Genomic DNA, 16,062 nt, shown 5'->3' with positions numbered 1-16,062 from the left:
GCCGGGGGTGGCGGGCTGGGCGGTGGCGCCGCCCCACCATCTTGCGGCGGCGGGACGTCCTGCGGCGCTTGCGGTTGCGTCACGACCGGCTGCTGCTGAGGCAGGTGCTGATTGTTGGGCGGTATGGCGTCCGGCGGAGCGCTGGGCTGGCTCGGCGCCTGAACCGGTATCGGCGGCATCGTCAGCCGGTCCTCGGGAATGTCGGGTGGGGCGATCGGCGGCTGACCGTTGATCAGCAGCTGGCCCTTGGCGCTGTTCACCAGCGTGGCCCAGCCACCGTTGCCCAGCGTGGCGCCGATGCTGCACGCGACCTCGCGGCTACCCGCCGACCAACTCGGCACCGACACGATGGGGTAGATCAGCGTCAGGGTGGTGGTGCGCAACTTGGTGGGCGCGAGGTATGCGTCCGTCATCCTCGTGCACGAATCCTTGATGAACCCGTCCTGGTCGGGCTCGGCGGGCAGGGCGCCGGGAAACTTCTCGGCCAGGTTCACCGTGCCGGTGACCTCCATCGCGTGCGGCGTCGCGCAGTCGACCGGGACATCGGTCGGCTGGTTGATCGCCGGATCGATGCCCAGGCAGGTGCCGGTCGGCCAGACCTTGGACTGGTCGACGTCGGACGCCTTGCCCTTGAAGGCCTGCTGCTGGTTGTTGCCGCCCGGCAGCTGTAGCCCGCAAAGCATGCGGCGGTCGCCGGACTGGCGCCAGGCTCGGTCGCCGGCCCACAGCAGGCTGACCATGAACTTGCTGTTGGGATCGAACTTGGCGCCCAGGTAGTTGTGGACCGCCGGCTCGCATTGCTCCTGCGTCATCTGCTGGATCCGAGCCGGCGACGGGGGTGCGGCGCTGGGCCCGTACTCGGAGCCGGGGAAAGTCCGCATGTCGACGGACTCGGCGACTTCGAACTTGTGATCGTCGGTGCAGTTGACGATGCTGGCGGACTCGGGGGTGGCATCCGGCCACATCAGGCAATCGCCGCTCTTGGCGCGGTTGAAGGCGGCGTCGCTCTTGGTGCCGGTGCTGGGCACCGGGTCGATATAGCCGGCCAGCCGCCCCGGCCCGGTGCCGACGGGAATCGCGGTGACCAGTCCGGCGATCAGCAGGCCGCCGAGCGCGGTGAGCAACAGCGCCCGCCTGGTCGCGGTCGCCTGCAACCCGCGCGGCCACCGGATGCCGCCCAGCGGTTGTTTCGCTGTGTCGTCGCGGGAGCCGGCGGGGGTGCTGGCTTCCGAAACTTCCTTCTCCGGTGCTTGCGACATCGGTTCCATTCTGACAGGGCCGCACAAGCAACGTTACGAAAGTTGCAGATGTGGTATGTGGGACCTCGGTGGTGGGTGCTCTGCCATGCGATCGGCGCCGCAAAAGTAGTGTCGGGGCCGTGATCGACCTGAAGCTGCTCCGGGAAGACCCCGATGCCGTGCGCCGTTCGCAAGTCAGTCGTGGCGAAGACCCGGCGCTGGTGGACGCCTTGCTGGCCGCCGACGCCGAGCGCCGCGCGGCGATTTCGGCCGCCGACGGCTTGCGCGCCGAACAGAAAGCCGCCAGCAAGAGCGTGGGCGCGGCATCGGCCGAGGAGCGGCCTGCCCTGCTGCAGCGCGCCAAGGAGCTCGCCGAGCAGGTGAAGGCCGCGGAAGCCGCCCAGGCCGGCGCCGAGGCGGCGTTCACCGCGGCACACATGGCGATCTCGAACGTCATCGTCGACGGGGTGCCCGCCGGCGGCGAGGACGACTATCGCGTCCTCGACGTGGTCGGCGAGCCCGCCACGATCGAGAACCCCAGGGACCACTTGGAATTGGGTGAGTCTCTGGGTCTCATCGACATGCGACGCGGCGCGAAGGTGGCCGGCTCGCGGTTCTACTTCCTGACCGGCCGGGGTGCCCTGTTGCAGCTGGGCCTGCTGCAGCTGGCCCTGCGGCTGGCGGTCGACAACGACTTCATCCCGATGATCCCGCCGGTGCTGGTGCGCCCGGAAGTGATGGCCGGCACCGGATTTCTGGGCGCCCACGCCGACGAGGTGTACCGGGTCGAGGCCGACGACCTTTACCTGGTGGGGACGTCCGAGGTGCCGCTGGCCGGCTACCACGCCGACGAGATCCTCGACTTGTCCGGCGGGCCGCGGCGCTACGCGGGCTGGTCCACGTGTTTCCGGCGTGAGGCCGGCAGCTATGGCAAGGACACGCGCGGCATCATCCGGGTGCACCAGTTCGACAAGGTGGAGGGGTTCGTCTATTGCGCACCCGCCGACGCCGAGGCCGAACATCAACGGCTGCTGGGCTGGCAGCGCGAGATGCTGGCCCTGATCGAGGTGCCGTATCGGGTGATCGACGTGGCCGCGGGCGACCTCGGCTCGTCGGCCGCGCGCAAATTCGACTGCGAGGCATGGGTTCCCACGCAGGGCACCTACCGCGAGCTGACGTCGACATCGAACTGCACCACGTTTCAGGCGCGCCGGCTGGCGACGCGCTATCGGGACGCCGCGGGCAAGCCACAGATCGCGGCCACGCTCAACGGCACGCTCGGCACCACCCGGTGGCTGGTCGCGATCCTGGAGAACCACCAACAGCCCGACGGCAGCGTGCGGGTGCCCGCTGCGCTGGTGCCGTTCGTGGGTACCGAGCTGCTGGAGCCTTAGACCTCCAAGTCGGCGAACGTGGGACTGCCCGGTTCGAGTGGGACGCGCACGGCGCGCGCCGTGAAGCTGATGGCGTGATACCAGCCGCACAGCATGGTGAGGTCGAGGATCTCGGATTCGTCGAACTCGCCGCGCAACGCCTCCCACAGGGTGTTGTCGATGTCTCGGTTGCCGCAGAGTGCGTCGACGGCGCGAATCAGGAGGCGATCTCGCTCGGTGATCCAGCACGGATCGTCGGCGCCGCCGTGGGTCAGGGATCGTATCTGGTCCCGACCAAAGCGTGCACGTTCGGCGAAAAAGGCGATGTGCACGCCCCACTCGTACTCGCAGCCGCAGCGGACACAGGTTCGGTCGATGACGATCTCGCGGTCACGAAGGGATAGCGACAGCGAGCGGCTCAGCTCGTAGCTGCCCCGAGCGTCATGGCCTCGGCCATGAGCAGGTTTCGCACCACGGTGCGAAACAGCGCGATTGGCGGCACATTCGGCGGCATCATCTTTTGCAGCTGCGCGTCCGCGGCCGGCTCGTGGGCGGTTCGAGAGCGCCGATGCGAGGCGTTACGATTTCCGTAACCATGAAAAAAGAAACTACGTTACGGAAAACGAAACGTCAACCGGCGGGGCGTCCCGGTCGGCCGGTGCGCGGGTCGACGACGGGTCGACCGCTCATGGCGGCCCTCGACCTGCTCGGGCGGCGTTGGTCGCTGCGGATCCTGTGGGAGCTTCGGGATGGTCCGCTGGGTGCCAGGTCGTTGCGCGACCGCTGCGACGGCATGTCGCCCAGCGTTCTCTACGACCGCCTCGGTGAACTCACGGACGCGGGTCTTGTCGTCCAGCGAGACGACCAGTGCTACGAATTGAGCGAGGTCGGCCGGTCGCTGGGCGAGGCGCTTAGTCCCCTGGACCAGTGGGCTCGCCGCTGGGCGGCGAAAACGCGCTGAACGAACCTAGGCGTCCACCGGCGTTGGCGCGGGCGCGGAGTGCGCGTGCCTGCGCTGCCGCTCGATGGTGGCGAAGTACCAGGCCAGCGGGAAGGAAAAGCTGGTGAAGAAGCTCGCCAGGAAGAACAGCCACGGACGCCGGATGCCGCGCCGATAGCCGTCCACAATCGTAAACACCGGCAGCAGAATGACATTCGCGATGATGTAGTCCTGGTCGCCCGAACCGGCGGCCGGGTTGGCGAACTGTTGCGCCAGGAAGTGCGGATAGCTGGCCGGCCCCTGGACGATGCTGCCCTGGCCGTGGGCGTTGAGCACGAAATGGATGTTGAAGTACCAGCCCAGCGCGATCGAGGCGATGCCGGCCGCGTAGTACACGAGTTCCAGCCCCGAGAACCACGGCCCGTCGGCCGGTTTGGCGTAGATCCTCGGGTTCGACCCGATAATCCAGCCGATGACCGCGAGCCCGAGGATTGCGTGAACGTAAAGCCAGATCATGGGCGAAGTGTCGCTCTAGTGACAAAGTTTTGTCAATATTGACATAACGAGCGGAGAATGGCAGCACACCGAAGGGGGTAGCTTACTGTCATGGTCCGGCCCGCGCAGACGGCACGCAGCGAACGCACCCGCGAGGCGCTGATCCAGGCCGCGCTGGTGCGATTCCTGGCCCAGGGTGTCGAGGACACGTCGGCCGAGCAGATCGCCGCGGACGCCGGGGTGTCGCTGCGGACCTTCTATCGCCACTTCCGGTCCAAGCACGACTTGCTGTTTGCCGACTACACGGGACTGAACTGGTTTCGCGCCGCGCTGGACGCCCGACCCGCCGACGAACCGATTATCGATTCGGTACAGTCGGCCGTCTTCTCGTTTCCCTATGATGTTGAGGCCGTGGCGAAGATTGCCGCGTTACGGGGCGGCGAGATCGATCCCGGCCGCATCGTCCGCCACATCCAGGAAGTGCAAGCCGACTTCGCCAATGCCATCCAGGAGCAACTGAAACGGCGTAGCTGCTCGGTGGCTCAGACGCCGGATGCCCGGTTGCGCGCCGCGGTGACCGCGCGTTGCATCGCGGCCGCGGTTTTCGGTGCGATGGAATTTTGGATGGTCGGCGACGACCGGTCGCTGGGCGAGCTGGCGCGGGTGTCCCATGCCGCGCTCGAGTCGCTGCGCGCCGGCATCACCGACGCCTGGGCCGCCAGCGCCTGAGCCCAGTTTCGTCACAATTGACAAAACTTTGCGGCCGTGCCAGCCTCCATTTCTGGAAGGCAGGTACACATGGCTGAAACTGAAACCGCGTTCGACGCGATCGTTATCGGTGCCGGGCATAACGGGCTGGCCGCGGCGGTGCTGCTGCAGAAAGCGGGACTGCGCACGGCATGCCTGGATGGCAAGCTCTACGCCGGCGGGATGGCCTCCACGGTCGAGCTTTTCGACGGCTACCACTTCGAGATCGCCGGCTCGGTGCAATTCCCCACGGCCTCGGTGGTTGTCGAGGAACTGGGCCTGGACACCCTGCCGACGCTCGACCTGGAGGTGATGTCGGTGGCGGTGCGCGGCGTCGGTGACGATCCGCTGGTCCAGTACAGCGATCCGATCAAGCTGTTCACCCACCTCAACGAGGTGCACGGGGCCGACGCCGTCAACGGGATGGCGGGGCTGATGGCCTGGAGCCAAGCGCCCACCCGGGCACTGGGGCGGTTCGAGGCGGGCACAGCACCTAAGACCTTCGACGAGATGTACGCCTGCGCCACAAACGAATTCGAACGCTCGGCCATCGACGACATGCTGTTCGGTTCGGTCACCGACGTGTTGGACCGCTACCTTCCGGACCGCGAGAAACACGGCGCGCTGCGCGGCTCGATGACCATGCTGGCCGTCAACACCCTCTACCGCGGGCCGGCCACCCCGGGCAGCGCGGCGGCGCTGGCCTTCGGACTCGGTGTTCCCGACGGGGACACCATGCAGATGAAGAAGTTGCGCGGCGGCATCGGCGCGCTCACCTCACACCTGGGTGAGCTGTTGGAAAGCCACGGCGGCGAGGTGCGGCTGCGCACCAAGGTGACCGAAATCCTGGTCACCGACGGCCGGGTGACCGGTGTGCGCACTGAGGCGGGGGACACCCTTTCCGCGCCGATCGTCGTCTCCGGCATCGCGCCCGACGTCACGCTCAACGAGATGATCGACCCCGCGGCGCTGCCCGCCGACATCCGGGAGCGGTACTCGCGGATCGACCACCGCGGCAGCTATCTGCAGATGCACTTCGCGCTGGACGAGGCCCCCAGGTTCGCCGCGCCCTACGAGGGACTCAACGAGCCGGCCATGCAGGCTTCGATAGGCCTCTTCTGCACCCCGGAGGAGGTCCAGCAGCAGTGGGAGGATTGCCGGCGCGGGATCGTTCCGGCCGACCCGACCGTGGTGTTGCAGATCCCTTCGCAGAACGATCCGGACCTGGCGCCCGAGGGTAAGCACGCCGCGTCAGCGTTCGCCCTGTGGTTCCCGATCGAGGGCGGGGCGGACTATGGCCAAGCGAAGGTCGAAATGGGACAGCGGGTTATCGACAAGATCACCCGGCTGGCGCCGAACTTCGAGGGCAGCATCATCCGGCACACCACGTTCACGCCCAGGCACATGGGCGTGATGTTCGGGGCCCCGGGTGGCGACTACTGCCACGGGTTGCTGAACGCAGATCAGATCGGGCCGAACCGGCCGGGCCCGAAAGGCTTTCGGGGCCAGCCGATCCCGATCGACGGGCTGTATCTGGGCAGCGCGGGCTGCCACGGCGGGCCGGGAATCACCTTCATCCCCGGCTATAACGCCGGCCGGGCGGCACTGGCCGACCTGGGGCGCTGATACATCGCCGGGCGTGCAACCAGTGCGAGAAATCGCGCGGCGATGTCAAGCGATCAGTACACGTTCGGTGGCGCCGGCGCTAGCCGCGCTCGACCAGCAGTTCGTCCAGCAGCGCGGTGAACTCGTCCGGGCGCGCCGGCGTGAACGCCGGGCTGGGCCGGGTCCCCGGGATGTCCAAGGTGATCAACGTTGATTTGAACGGCCGTTGCACGTCCAGGGGCAGCCAGCGACGGAAGTCGGAGCTGCCCCAGATACGGAAGCGCTGCATGAACATGCCCAACGCCTCGGCCTTGTACCCCTTGATGGTGTCCAGCGCGATGACCTTCGACGTGCCGGAAGGAAAGTGGTAGCGGCGCAACGTGATCGCTGCGCGATCCAGCTGTACGAGGCCATCATCGTAGCTGGAGTTCATTTCTTCGAGCTCCGGAGCTGGTGGCCGCGCGCGGTCAGGCAGCGGCCGTCGTCCAATCGCCACTGCCAACCATGCAGGTTACAGGTCAAGGTGTTGCCCTCTACCACACCGAATTTCGATAGGTCGGCCTTGAGATGGGGGCAACGACGCTGAATCTCCCAGCCGTCCACCGTGACCGAGGTGGAATCGTCGTGGGTCTCGGCGAACCATCCGTCAGCGTAGGCGATCCGTTCGTCGGTCAGGCACTTGAAGAACGTGTACAGGTATTCGTTGTAGCCGCCCACCCGCCATGCGGTGAAACGGGTGGACAAAAAGATGGTGTTGACCCAGTCGGGTTCGTGATCGCGCAGCACGGTGCGCACCAGCTCCGGCGCTATGGCGAAACCGTAGCGGACCTTTTCGTCGGGAATCCGTTCGCGCACAGTCCTTTTCGGAAAATCCAGGATCACCGTCTCGGGGCCGATGACGAGTTCGACGGGATAGCCGATGCCGTCGCAGATCTCGTCGCTTTGCAGCATGATCGGCTCGAACAGCGCGCGCAGTGGTTCCAGCAGCGGCTCGCCCGCGGCGGGGGCCCAGCCCGCGCGCTCCGTGGCTAACACCGGGGCCATCCGGTCGGCATAGTCGGTGATGTAGGCCGATTTGCCGGTGGTGAAAATGGCCTCGACCTGGTCGTCAGGCAACGGATGGCGAAGCGAATTCAGCGTCGTGCCCGTGAAGTCCGCCGTCGATCCGGGCATCATCAGCAGGCCGCCGTCGTGGCCGTGCGTGCGCATCTGGTCCAGGAAGACCGTTTGGTCGGGAAAGATGTTGGCCGGGTCGCCGCGGTCGTCGTTGAGGTGGCGCAACTCGGGGTCCAAAAAGCACGGCGGCCCCGCCGACGGCACGACCCAGGTCGCCCCGACTTGGGCGATGTACTGACGCGCACGGTCCATCTTCCGCTGCCGTTTCTGGATGCCGAACGACTCCTTGGCGCGGGTCGGCATGTCGTAGACCATGGGGTACCAGATCGCCCCGGAGTACTGCAGCAGATGGACGTCGACCTGGCCGAAGTCGGCGGCCACCACGTCCAGATCCACCGGCCGGGCGTCGTTCATGTTGAAAACCGTTGTCTCACCGTCGGAAACGACCAGCGCCGAATCGCCGATCGGGCCGTCGGCCGGCGCGCGCAGGGCGATGATCATGATGTCGAGGTCGCCCTTGGGCCCCGTGATCCGGTGTGTGGTCGAGTCGGTGGTTTCGAAGAACCGATGAAACCCCAGCTTGTGCAACTCGTTTCGCAGGTCGGGCACCGGGAAGTCGGGCAGCAGCACCACCGCGTCCTTGTTGACGTGCTCGCTGAGATTCTTCGGGTCGAAGTGGTCCTTGTGCAGGTGGGAGACATACAGGTAGTCGCAGTCGCCCAGTTGGTCCCAGTCCAGCGCGCTGTTGTCCGGGAAGGGAAACCAGGACGCGAAGTAGGCGGGATTGACCCAGGGGTCACAAAGGATGTCGCCCGCGTGGGTCTGAATCAGGAATCCGGCGTGGCCTACGCTCGTGACCTGCACTGATACCTTTCAGGGACGTTGGGGGCCTGCCGACGGTTGACGGCTTGTCAGCCCCCGAGCTTAGCGCGAGCCCGCTTCTTCGGCCTGCCACAGCCGGCGGTAGTAATCGATGCGCTCCGGGTCGGCCTCGACGCCGTAGGCGTCGAAGAATTCCGCGTCCCAGCGGCGGCCCGGATAGTTCCAGCCCAACGACAGCGTCGCCACCGCGAGGTCGGCCCACCGATCCGCGACACCGAGTTCGCCGAAGTCGACGTGTCCGCAGCAGTGGCCGTCGTCGCCGATCAGCGTGTTGGGTGAGCACGCGTCGCCGTGGCACACCACAGTCCGGTCGATCGGCGGCGGCGGGCCCAGGCGCGCGCGGGCGGACGGCGGTAGCTTGGCCAACCGGCCGGCCACCGACCAGTCGAAGGTGCAGGACGACAGCGGCAATCGGTCATGCAAGAGGCGCAGCCCAGCGCCGATCGCCCGCACAGCGACGTCCGGTGCCGCCAACCATCGTGGGTGTACGGCCGACAGGCCGGGCAGTGCGCGGGTGCGCAGCCACGCCCGGCCCCCGTCGAGACCCCAGCCCAGCACGTGCGGCACGGTGACGTACCGGGCCGCCCAGCCCAGCCGCTCCGCCTCACCGGCGAAGTCGGCGACGTCCGCGGCAGTCACCTTGATGAATTCCGTGCAGGGAGACCCACGGCCCACCCGGAACGTGACGCCGCCCAGCTCGTTGACCCAGACCGCGCGCACGGGCCTGCCGGCCGCGAACCGGGCGACGACCGCGGGCACGGTGGGCGGGGAAGCGGGGGCGGACAAGGTTGCCTCTTCTCGGCGGTTGAGGCGGCTCACAGTCGGGAGCACTAGGCTGAATCGCTGTGGAACCGGTATACGGGACTGTCATTCGGCTTGCCCGCGTGATCTGGCGCATTCAGGGTCTCAAGATCACCGTCTCGGGCGTCGAGAACATACCGAAAAGCGGCGGTGCAGTCATCGCGATCAACCACACCGGCTACCTGGACTTCACTTTCGCGGGTTTGCCCGCGTACGAGCAGGGCCTTGGGCGCAAGGTGCGGTTCATGGCCAAGCAGGAGGTGTTCGACCACAAGATCACCGGACCGATCATGCGCAGTCTCCGACATATCCCCGTGAATCGGCAAGATGGGGCCGCGTCCTACGAATCCGCCGTCCGGAATCTCAAAGACGGTGAGCTGGTCGGCGTCTACCCCGAAGCCACGATCAGCCGGAGCTTCGAAATCAAGGAGTTCAAGTCGGGGGCGGCCCGGATGGCGGTCGACGCCGGCGTCCCGATCGTCCCGCACATCATCTGGGGCGCGCAGCGGATCTGGACCAAGGACCACCCAAAGAGGCTGCTCCGGCCGAAGGTGCCCATCGTGGTGATCGCGGGCGAACCGATCGAACCGACGCTGGCCATCGAGGAACTGAAGAGCCTGTTGCATTCGCGGATGCAACATTTGCTGGAAAGGGCCCAAGGGCTGTATGGACCCCATCCGGCCGGCGGATTCTGGGTGCCGCACCGGCTCGGAGGCGGCGCTCCATCGTTAGCTGAGGCGGCCCGCATGGACGTCGAGGAGGCCGCCGCGCGGGCCGCCCGCCGCGCCCGAGCCGCCGGGGCGCCGGAGCAGTAACCGATGGCGGAGCCGACCTTTCGCGCCCTCGAGATCCTGGCCCAGCTCGTCGTTCAGGGCACGGGTACACGCGTCACCTACCGCGGCGAGCAGAACATCCCCGACCGCGGCGGGGCCGTGATCGCGATCAACCACACCAGCTACGTCGACTTTCTGCCTGCCGCATTAGCCGTGCATCGCCGCCGCCGTCGGCTTAGATTCATGATCAAAGCTGAGATGCAACAGGTGAAGGCGGTCAATTTCCTGATCAAGCACACCCGCACCATTCCCGTGGATCGGGGCGCCGGGGCGGACGCCTACGCGGTGGCCGTGCGGCGGCTGCGCGAGGGCGAGCTGATCGGTGTCTACCCCGAGGCCACGATCAGCCGCAGCTTCGAGCTCAAGGAATTGAAGACGGGTGCGGCCCGGATGGCCACCGAGGCGAACGTCCCGATCGTCCCGGTGATCGTCTGGGGTGCGCAACGCATCTGGACGAAGGACCATCCACGACACGTCGGCCGCGAGAAGCTGCCGGTCATCGTGCAGGTGGGGGCGCCGTTACATCCCGCCGAAGACATCGAATCCACCAATGCCGTGCTGCGCGAATCGATGACGACGCTGCTGCACCAGGCGCAGCAGCGGTATCCGCACCCCGCCGGCGCCTACTGGGTGCCGCGCCGGCTTGGCGGCGGCGCGCCGACATTGGCCGAGGCGGCGCAGATAGAGGCCGACGAGGCCGCGGCCCGATCGGCCAAAAGGGCCGCCAACCGTGCCCGCATCAGTCGCGTTAGGGGAAGGAAAGGACATGGCAGAGCCGTTTTTCCGGTTCGCGGAGGTGGTCGTTCCGGCCGTCGTCGCGATGAACGGAACCAAGCTCAATTTTGAAGGCCTCGAGAACATTCCTGCCCGGGGCGGCGCCCTGATCGCCCTCAATCACACGAGCTACCTGGATTGGATGCCCGCGTCGCTTGCCGCCCACGAACGCAAGCGACGGCTGCGCTTCTTGATCAAGGCCGAGATGGCGGACGTGAAGGCGGTGAACTACGTGATCAAGCACTGCCAGCTCATCCCGGTGGACCGTCGAATGGGGCAAGACGCGTACGCGGTGGCAGCGCAGCGGCTGCGGGAAGGCGAACTCGTCGGGCTCCACCCCGAGGCCACCATCAGTCGCAGTTACGAACTCAGGGACTTCAAGTCGGGAACGGCTCGCCTGGCGCTGGACGCGGGGGCGCCGATCGTTCCCCTGATTGTCTGGGGCGCGCATCGGATTTGGCCCAAGGATCATCCAAAGAAGGTGTTCCGCAACAAGGTTCCGATCACGGTGGCCGCGGGACGGCCGCTGCTGCCGCAGGGCGACGTCGAGCAGCTCATCGCCGCACTGCGCCAGGCGATGAACGCGTTGCTGTACCGGGTCCAGGAGGAGTATCCGCACCCCGAGGGCGAGTACTGGGTGCCCAGGCGCCTGGGTGGCACGGCGCCAACCCAGGATGACTCCCGGGCGATTCGTTTGGCCGAATTGCAGGAGCGGGCCAAGAAATACGGGAGCGACGGCGTGACGCGACCTAGGCCGACCCAAAGCGGATCGCACTGAGAGCGGCGAAGGCGGACCCTCTCAATGACCTTGCCGGCGCTGATCGCCTGCGACGTCGACGGCACCTTGTTCGACGAAAACGAAACCATTACGCCGCGCACCCGCGACGCCGTGGGTGCAGCGGTCGCCGCCGGGGCGCAGTTCGTCGTGGCGACCGGACGGCCGCCGCGCTGGATTCGCCCCGTCGTGGAGGCGCTCGGCTTCGCGCCGGTTGCGGTCTGCGCCAACGGCGCCGTCCTTTACGACCCCGCCAACGACCGGGTGTTGTCGGTGCGAACGCTGGCCGTCGACACGCTGGCCGAGTTGGCCGAATTGGCGACCAGAGCCATCCCGGGCGCGGGTCTGGCGGTCGAGCGGATCGGCGAACGCGCCCACGACACGGCCACTCCCCAGTTCATCAGCTCGCCGGGCTACGAGCACGCATGGCTCAACCCGGACAACACCGAGGTGTCGATCGCCGACCAGCTCAGCGCGCCGGCGATCAAGCTGCTGATCCGCAAGGCCGGTGCCCGCAGTTCGGACATGGCCGCCGAACTCGCCAAGCATGTCGGCATCCAGGGCGACATCACCTACTCCACCAACAATGGCTTGGTCGAGATCGTGCCGCTGGGGATCAGCAAGGCCAGCGGCGTGGAGGAGATCGCCAAACCGCAGGGGATCACCAGCGACGAGGTGGTGGCGTTCGGCGACATGCCCAACGACATCCCGATGCTGCTGTGGGCGGGCCACGGCGTGGCAATGGGTAACGCGCATCCCGACGTGCTGGCCGCCGCCGACGAAGTCACCGCACCCAACAGCGACGATGGGGTGGGACGGGTGCTGGAACGCTGGTGGCTTTAGCGCGCTACCCCGTGGGTGTGATCGCCGCGGCGAGTTGTTGGGGCAGGTAGTTGACCATCAGGGGGACGAGTCCCATGAACGGCGTGCCGAAGATGGTCACGGGGATTTGGGTATTTGGGAGAATCCCGCTCAGATCGATCGTCGCTGTAACGGGGTGGGGCGGAACCAGAATGCCGTCGAAGGGTAGGTGCAAAATGATCGGCACGGTCGCGCTGACGGGGCCAATAATCGGCAGTGTGACGCTTATTGGCACCGGAATCGTCATGTCCACGATGGTTTCACCATTGAGGAACCCGTTGGCCACGACGGCTGGAGCGTTCACGAGTGCGTTGACCGCCGCTACGCCGTTGCCCGCCAACAGGGCCTGTTGAACCGCCGTCGCGCTCGTTGCGAGTCCGGTGAGGGTCGCGAGCGGCGCACCCGCCGCGGCATAGGTGAGGACCAACGGCAGCCCGAAGAAGGCGCTGAGCGATCCCGCCGTGGCATTGAAGATCGGGATTGTGGCGGTCGCCGAAATGCTTGGAATTGTAAGCGTATTCAGCACGTTGGTGAGGTTCTGCGACATCTGCCGAGGTATGGACGGGGGCATCAGGTTGGTGAAGTACTGCGCCTCTTGTCCGGGGATGTTCGCGACGGCAAACAAATTTCCGAGCGGCCCAAGAAGCGTGGGATTCACCGTGGCATTCAGCGTGGGACCACCCGTCACGGTGATCACCGGGGTGCCGGGATTGACCCCCGTCACCAAGAGGTTGGCGAAGGCCTGCGCCACGTCCTGCACCGCGCCGAAGTAATTGCCCGCCAGGACGGCTTGCAGGGCCACTTGTAGCTGCGCGCCAAAAGCGGGCAGGCCGGCCACGATCCCGGTCGTCGCGCTGTAAAGGTTGGTGACGAACTCCTGGGCGAAGCCGATCTGCGTTGTGATGAACTGCTGCGCGTAGAAAGCCGGGTTGAAGGCCAGAAGTTGCTGGATGCCGGCCTGGACGGCCGCCGGCAGATTTGCCAACACGGCCGGGAAGTTCTGGATGGTGTTGGCGAGCGCCGTGGCGATCTGCTGCCAGTAACCCATTTGGTTGGCGATGACCTGGCGCAGGAACGGGAACGGGTCGGCGGCCCATGCGCCGTAGAGGGATTGCAGGTTCGCCGACGTAGTGGCGAAGAGCTGCCCGTACGCTCCCCCCGGAACAAAGGCGGCAGCCGCACCCGGCGCCAACAGCCCCGGTAGCAAGGATGTGTCGGTGGACAGGAACGAGGCCGCGCCGCCGAGTGTCAGGGCGGGCGCGTTGACCGCGTTCACCAGGCCTTGCTCGGCGTTGGCGATCTCGGTGCCGAGATAGGCCGCCGCGCCACCGTTCAACAAACTCACGAACTCGTCTTGAAACGCCGCCGCTTGCGCGCTGGCGGCTTGAAATTCCTGGCCGAATGTCCCGAAGACCTCGGAGATCGCGATCGACACCTCATCGGCGGCCGCGGCCGTGACCCCGGTCGTGGGGGCCGCCGCAGCCGCGGTTGCCTCGCCCAGGTTGGAGCCGATACCCGCCAGGTTCTCGGCAGCAGTCGTGACTACCTCCGGCGCTGTGACTACGAACGACACGGCCGTCTCCCCTCGACTCGATCCCCGCGACCCGCGTTTGTCAGGGCAACTTGAGAGTATGTGACCTAGGCCACGTCCGGACCGAAACCGGCATTCAACTCAAAAATCCGCGCCCGTGGGCGGCTCGCGCCTAGGTGGCGCTCGGATGGGTCGGTAGCGAGAAGTGTTCGGCCGGCACCTCGGGACCGCTCGGGGATTGCGTCGACAGCGGCGTCGTGATGCCGTCGACGACCTCGGTGACGTTTCCGCTGAGGCGCTCGTAGTTCAGGGCGCCGTGCTGGAAGTTCTGCGTAATCTGCAGCGGCTCTTGTATTTCCGCGCTGGTCGGCAACCCGAGAGGACCCCGCTCATAGCTCAGCGAGGCCCAGGCGTCGTAGATGTCACCCGTCACCGGCTCCGCGCCGATTTCGGGCGACCAGTACATCGCGCCTTTGGCGAAGGTGGCGAAGCGGGCGTCGCCTTCGGCGCTGTCTTCCGGCGAGGTGGGTGCGCCGAGGACGCTGTTCATGCCGCCGATCGCAAGCCAGTGCTCGTAGATGGCGCCGCCCTGCAGCGCCTTGATCAACTCCTCCGGCGGGTCGTTGAAATGCGATGCGATATCACGGATTTCGTCCATCAGCGCGTAGGCGGCGTTGCCCGGGCAGTCGGTGTTTCCGACGTCGCGGTGGGTGAAGATGGTGGGCAGGTTCGCGATGGCGCCGGCCGGGAAGGTGGTGTAGTGGCTACCGGCCGACTCCAGCGCCACCTTGCCCTTGGGGTCGACGCCGTCCATGCCTAGCCGCCAGCCGAGTAGCCGGCCCACGGTTCGCAGCTGAATGGGCGTCGGCGGTACGTCATCGAAGTTGCCGATCATCGCCACACCCCAGGTGTTGCGGTTGAAGCCGCCGGTGTGGAAAGCCTCGACCGCTTTAGTCAGCCCCCCGGCGCTGCCCTCGAACACCTGGCCGTACTTGTCGACCAGCGCGTTGTAGGCGATGTCGCACCAGCCCAGGGTCTTGCTGTGATAGGTGTAGATCGCCTTGACGATCCCGGCCGATTCCAGCGGGGAATAGTCGTTGCTGCCCGCGGTGTGGTGGATGACGGCAGCGCGAATCCCGTTGTCGTACTGCGGACTACCGCACCGCAGCGACTCGTCGGCACCCCACTCCGCCCGGCTGATGATGGCCGGCGGCTGGCCGGGCATCATCACTCCCGATGGCGGCGTCCATTGAGTCTTGGCCGGCGCCTGCGGCGGAGAGATGAGTATCGCGGAGATGTTCTCCGCATAAGGCTGTTCCTTGGACGCCGGCCTGTACCCGAGGCCGGCGATGTCTGTCCCGGCGCCCGGTGGCGCCGGCGGCTGGGTCACCGGCGCATCGACCGGGCGGGTGACCGCGATCTGGACCGTCGTGGTGGTGCCGACGAACACCGGATCCGTGCTGCGTGGCCCCTCGATCGCTCCGCCGCTCGCGGGTCCCGCGTCGGGCGCCGCGGTTTCGTACTCGGTCTGATACCAGGGCCCCCAGGAACCGTCGGGCCGCTTCGCACGCACCCGGGTGGACGTGCCGGCGAGGTCGCCGGTGAGCGCGACCAACGAGAACGGTGTGTCCTGCGTGAGTTCGCAGACCGTGACTCCACCGCCGAGCCCGAGCAGCGGCTGCTCGGCGAGCTGGGTGTCGTGGGGCCGGGGTGGGTCGGGGGTTCCGCGGTCGCGTGTCGCGTGGCCCACCCAGGAGACGATGACGACCGTCGCCGCGATGGCGGTAAGCAACATCGTTGGCGCGCGACTGCGGGACGACACCAGCTGATGTTACTTGTGTTTCTCCTGTTATTTATGAGGCGACACGAGACTGGGCGCTAAAAGTCCACGAAAACCTGTTCGACGGCACCGCAGAGGGTGTATTCGCTGGCGGATCACATGATCCGGACCCATGCGGACTCTGCGGTGCCGTCAGGGGACAGGTTCCTCCCGGTTCTAGTGAGGCAGAGCCGGCGCGGCGGCGCCGGTCAGGGCGCCGGTGGCACCGGTCGCGGCCGGCAGCGTGCCGGCGTCAGCGCCCGTCAGGGCAC

Annotated in this window: 15 protein-coding genes and 1 pseudogene; 8 read left to right on the top strand and 8 right to left on the bottom strand. The window is 66.8% G+C overall.

The window, feature by feature from the left end; translation table 11 throughout:
- Window positions 1-1,268, bottom strand: a 1,268-nt coding sequence (locus JWP83_RS07980) for a septum formation family protein (protein ID WP_297728232.1), incomplete at its 3' end; no start/stop codon positions are given.
- A gap of 110 nt (window positions 1,269-1,378) precedes the next feature.
- Here JWP83_RS07980 and serS point away from each other — a divergent pair.
- Complete coding sequence (gene serS, locus JWP83_RS07975) at window positions 1,379-2,632, top strand: serine--tRNA ligase (protein ID WP_297728229.1); 1,254 nt, start codon at window positions 1,379-1,381, stop codon at window positions 2,630-2,632.
- Here the strand turns inward: serS and JWP83_RS07970 are convergent.
- Entirely contained in the window at window positions 2,629-2,943 is a 315-nt protein-coding gene (locus JWP83_RS07970; protein ID WP_367185596.1) for a hypothetical protein, read from the bottom strand. The genes serS and JWP83_RS07970 overlap by 4 nt on opposite strands.
- 356 nt (window positions 2,944-3,299) lie before the next feature.
- Between JWP83_RS07970 and JWP83_RS07965 the strand changes: the two genes are divergently transcribed.
- Window positions 3,300-3,572, top strand: a complete 273-nt coding sequence (locus JWP83_RS07965; RefSeq protein ID WP_297728226.1) for a helix-turn-helix domain-containing protein — start codon at window positions 3,300-3,302, stop codon at window positions 3,570-3,572.
- A 6-nt stretch (window positions 3,573-3,578) separates the two neighbouring features.
- On the opposite strand, the gene JWP83_RS07960 is transcribed toward JWP83_RS07965, so the two are convergent.
- Entirely contained in the window at window positions 3,579-4,067 is a 489-nt protein-coding gene (locus JWP83_RS07960) for a DUF2834 domain-containing protein (RefSeq protein WP_297728223.1), read from the bottom strand.
- 90 nt (window positions 4,068-4,157) lie between these two features.
- Here JWP83_RS07960 and JWP83_RS07955 point away from each other — a divergent pair, with 90 nt between their 5' ends.
- Window positions 4,158-4,775 carry a TetR/AcrR family transcriptional regulator gene (locus JWP83_RS07955; protein WP_297728220.1) on the top strand — a complete coding sequence of 206 codons (618 nt, stop codon included), beginning with the start codon at window positions 4,158-4,160 and terminating at the stop codon, window positions 4,773-4,775.
- A 69-nt stretch (window positions 4,776-4,844) separates the two neighbouring features.
- The gene (locus JWP83_RS07950; RefSeq protein WP_297728217.1) at window positions 4,845-6,419 is read left to right on the top strand and encodes an NAD(P)/FAD-dependent oxidoreductase; all 1,575 of its coding nucleotides are present in this window, start codon (window positions 4,845-4,847) and stop codon (window positions 6,417-6,419) included.
- Between the two features lie 79 nt (window positions 6,420-6,498).
- On the opposite strand, the gene JWP83_RS07945 is transcribed toward JWP83_RS07950, so the two are convergent.
- Genes JWP83_RS07945 through JWP83_RS07935 form a run of 3 tightly spaced genes read right to left on the bottom strand, consistent with a single transcriptional unit; the run spans window position 6,499 to window position 9,182 of the window.
- Entirely contained in the window at window positions 6,499-6,831 is a 333-nt protein-coding gene (locus tag JWP83_RS07945) for a hypothetical protein (protein WP_297728214.1), read from the bottom strand.
- Window positions 6,828-8,378 carry an MBL fold metallo-hydrolase gene (locus JWP83_RS07940; protein WP_297728212.1) on the bottom strand — a complete coding sequence of 517 codons (1,551 nt, stop codon included), beginning with the start codon at window positions 8,376-8,378 and terminating at the stop codon, window positions 6,828-6,830. The genes JWP83_RS07945 and JWP83_RS07940 overlap by 4 nt, the downstream gene beginning before the upstream one ends.
- Before the next feature lie 60 nt (window positions 8,379-8,438).
- Complete coding sequence (locus tag JWP83_RS07935; protein WP_297728208.1) at window positions 8,439-9,182, bottom strand: phosphotransferase; 744 nt, start codon at window positions 9,180-9,182, stop codon at window positions 8,439-8,441.
- 59 nt (window positions 9,183-9,241) lie between these two features.
- Here JWP83_RS07935 and JWP83_RS07930 point away from each other — a divergent pair, with 59 nt between their 5' ends.
- From JWP83_RS07930 to JWP83_RS07915, 4 genes and pseudogenes are all read left to right on the top strand, one after another.
- On the top strand, window positions 9,242-10,012 hold the full coding sequence (locus JWP83_RS07930; protein ID WP_297728205.1) for a 1-acyl-sn-glycerol-3-phosphate acyltransferase: 771 nt from the start codon (window positions 9,242-9,244) through the stop codon (window positions 10,010-10,012).
- 3 nt (window positions 10,013-10,015) lie between these two features.
- A pseudogene (locus tag JWP83_RS07925) lies at window positions 10,016-10,768 on the top strand (lysophospholipid acyltransferase family protein); the annotation flags it as partial.
- A 28-nt stretch (window positions 10,769-10,796) separates the two neighbouring features.
- Window positions 10,797-11,582, top strand: a complete 786-nt coding sequence (locus tag JWP83_RS07920) for a 1-acyl-sn-glycerol-3-phosphate acyltransferase (protein ID WP_297728202.1) — start codon at window positions 10,797-10,799, stop codon at window positions 11,580-11,582.
- A 24-nt stretch (window positions 11,583-11,606) separates the two neighbouring features.
- Window positions 11,607-12,422, top strand: coding sequence for an HAD family hydrolase (locus JWP83_RS07915; RefSeq protein WP_297728199.1), 816 nt, complete (start codon window positions 11,607-11,609; stop codon window positions 12,420-12,422).
- Between the two features lie 4 nt (window positions 12,423-12,426).
- Here JWP83_RS07915 and JWP83_RS07910 read toward each other — a convergent pair whose 3' ends face one another.
- Together JWP83_RS07910 and JWP83_RS07905 are read right to left on the bottom strand one after the other, a co-directional pair.
- Window positions 12,427-14,013 carry a PE domain-containing protein gene (locus tag JWP83_RS07910; protein ID WP_297728196.1) on the bottom strand — a complete coding sequence of 529 codons (1,587 nt, stop codon included), beginning with the start codon at window positions 14,011-14,013 and terminating at the stop codon, window positions 12,427-12,429.
- 130 nt (window positions 14,014-14,143) lie between these two features.
- Window positions 14,144-15,793: an LGFP repeat-containing protein gene (locus JWP83_RS07905; RefSeq protein WP_297728194.1), complete on the bottom strand. Its 1,650-nt coding sequence runs from the start codon at window positions 15,791-15,793 to the stop codon at window positions 14,144-14,146.
- Window positions 15,794-16,062 lie beyond the last annotated feature (269 nt).

It is taken from the genome of Mycobacterium sp. (assembly GCF_025965855.1).
Lineage (GTDB): Bacteria > Actinomycetota > Actinomycetes > Mycobacteriales > Mycobacteriaceae > Mycobacterium.
This window is presented reverse-complemented; position numbering and strand designations above follow the sequence as displayed.

Excerpts from the sequence above, each read along its gene's own strand:
- JWP83_RS07915 (WP_297728199.1), top strand. The coding sequence starts at position 11,607 with ATGACCTTGCCGGCGCTGATCGCCTGCGACGTCGACGGCACCTTGTTC.
- JWP83_RS07945 (WP_297728214.1), bottom strand. The coding sequence starts at position 6,831 with ATGAACTCCAGCTACGATGATGGCCTCGTACAGCTGGATCGCGCAGCG.
- JWP83_RS07950 (WP_297728217.1), top strand. The coding sequence starts at position 4,845 with ATGGCTGAAACTGAAACCGCGTTCGACGCGATCGTTATCGGTGCCGGG.
- JWP83_RS07960 (WP_297728223.1), bottom strand. The coding sequence starts at position 4,067 with ATGATCTGGCTTTACGTTCACGCAATCCTCGGGCTCGCGGTCATCGGC.
- JWP83_RS07955 (WP_297728220.1), top strand. The coding sequence starts at position 4,158 with ATGGTCCGGCCCGCGCAGACGGCACGCAGCGAACGCACCCGCGAGGCG.
- JWP83_RS07920 (WP_297728202.1), top strand. The coding sequence starts at position 10,797 with ATGGCAGAGCCGTTTTTCCGGTTCGCGGAGGTGGTCGTTCCGGCCGTC.
- JWP83_RS07965 (WP_297728226.1), top strand. The coding sequence starts at position 3,300 with ATGGCGGCCCTCGACCTGCTCGGGCGGCGTTGGTCGCTGCGGATCCTG.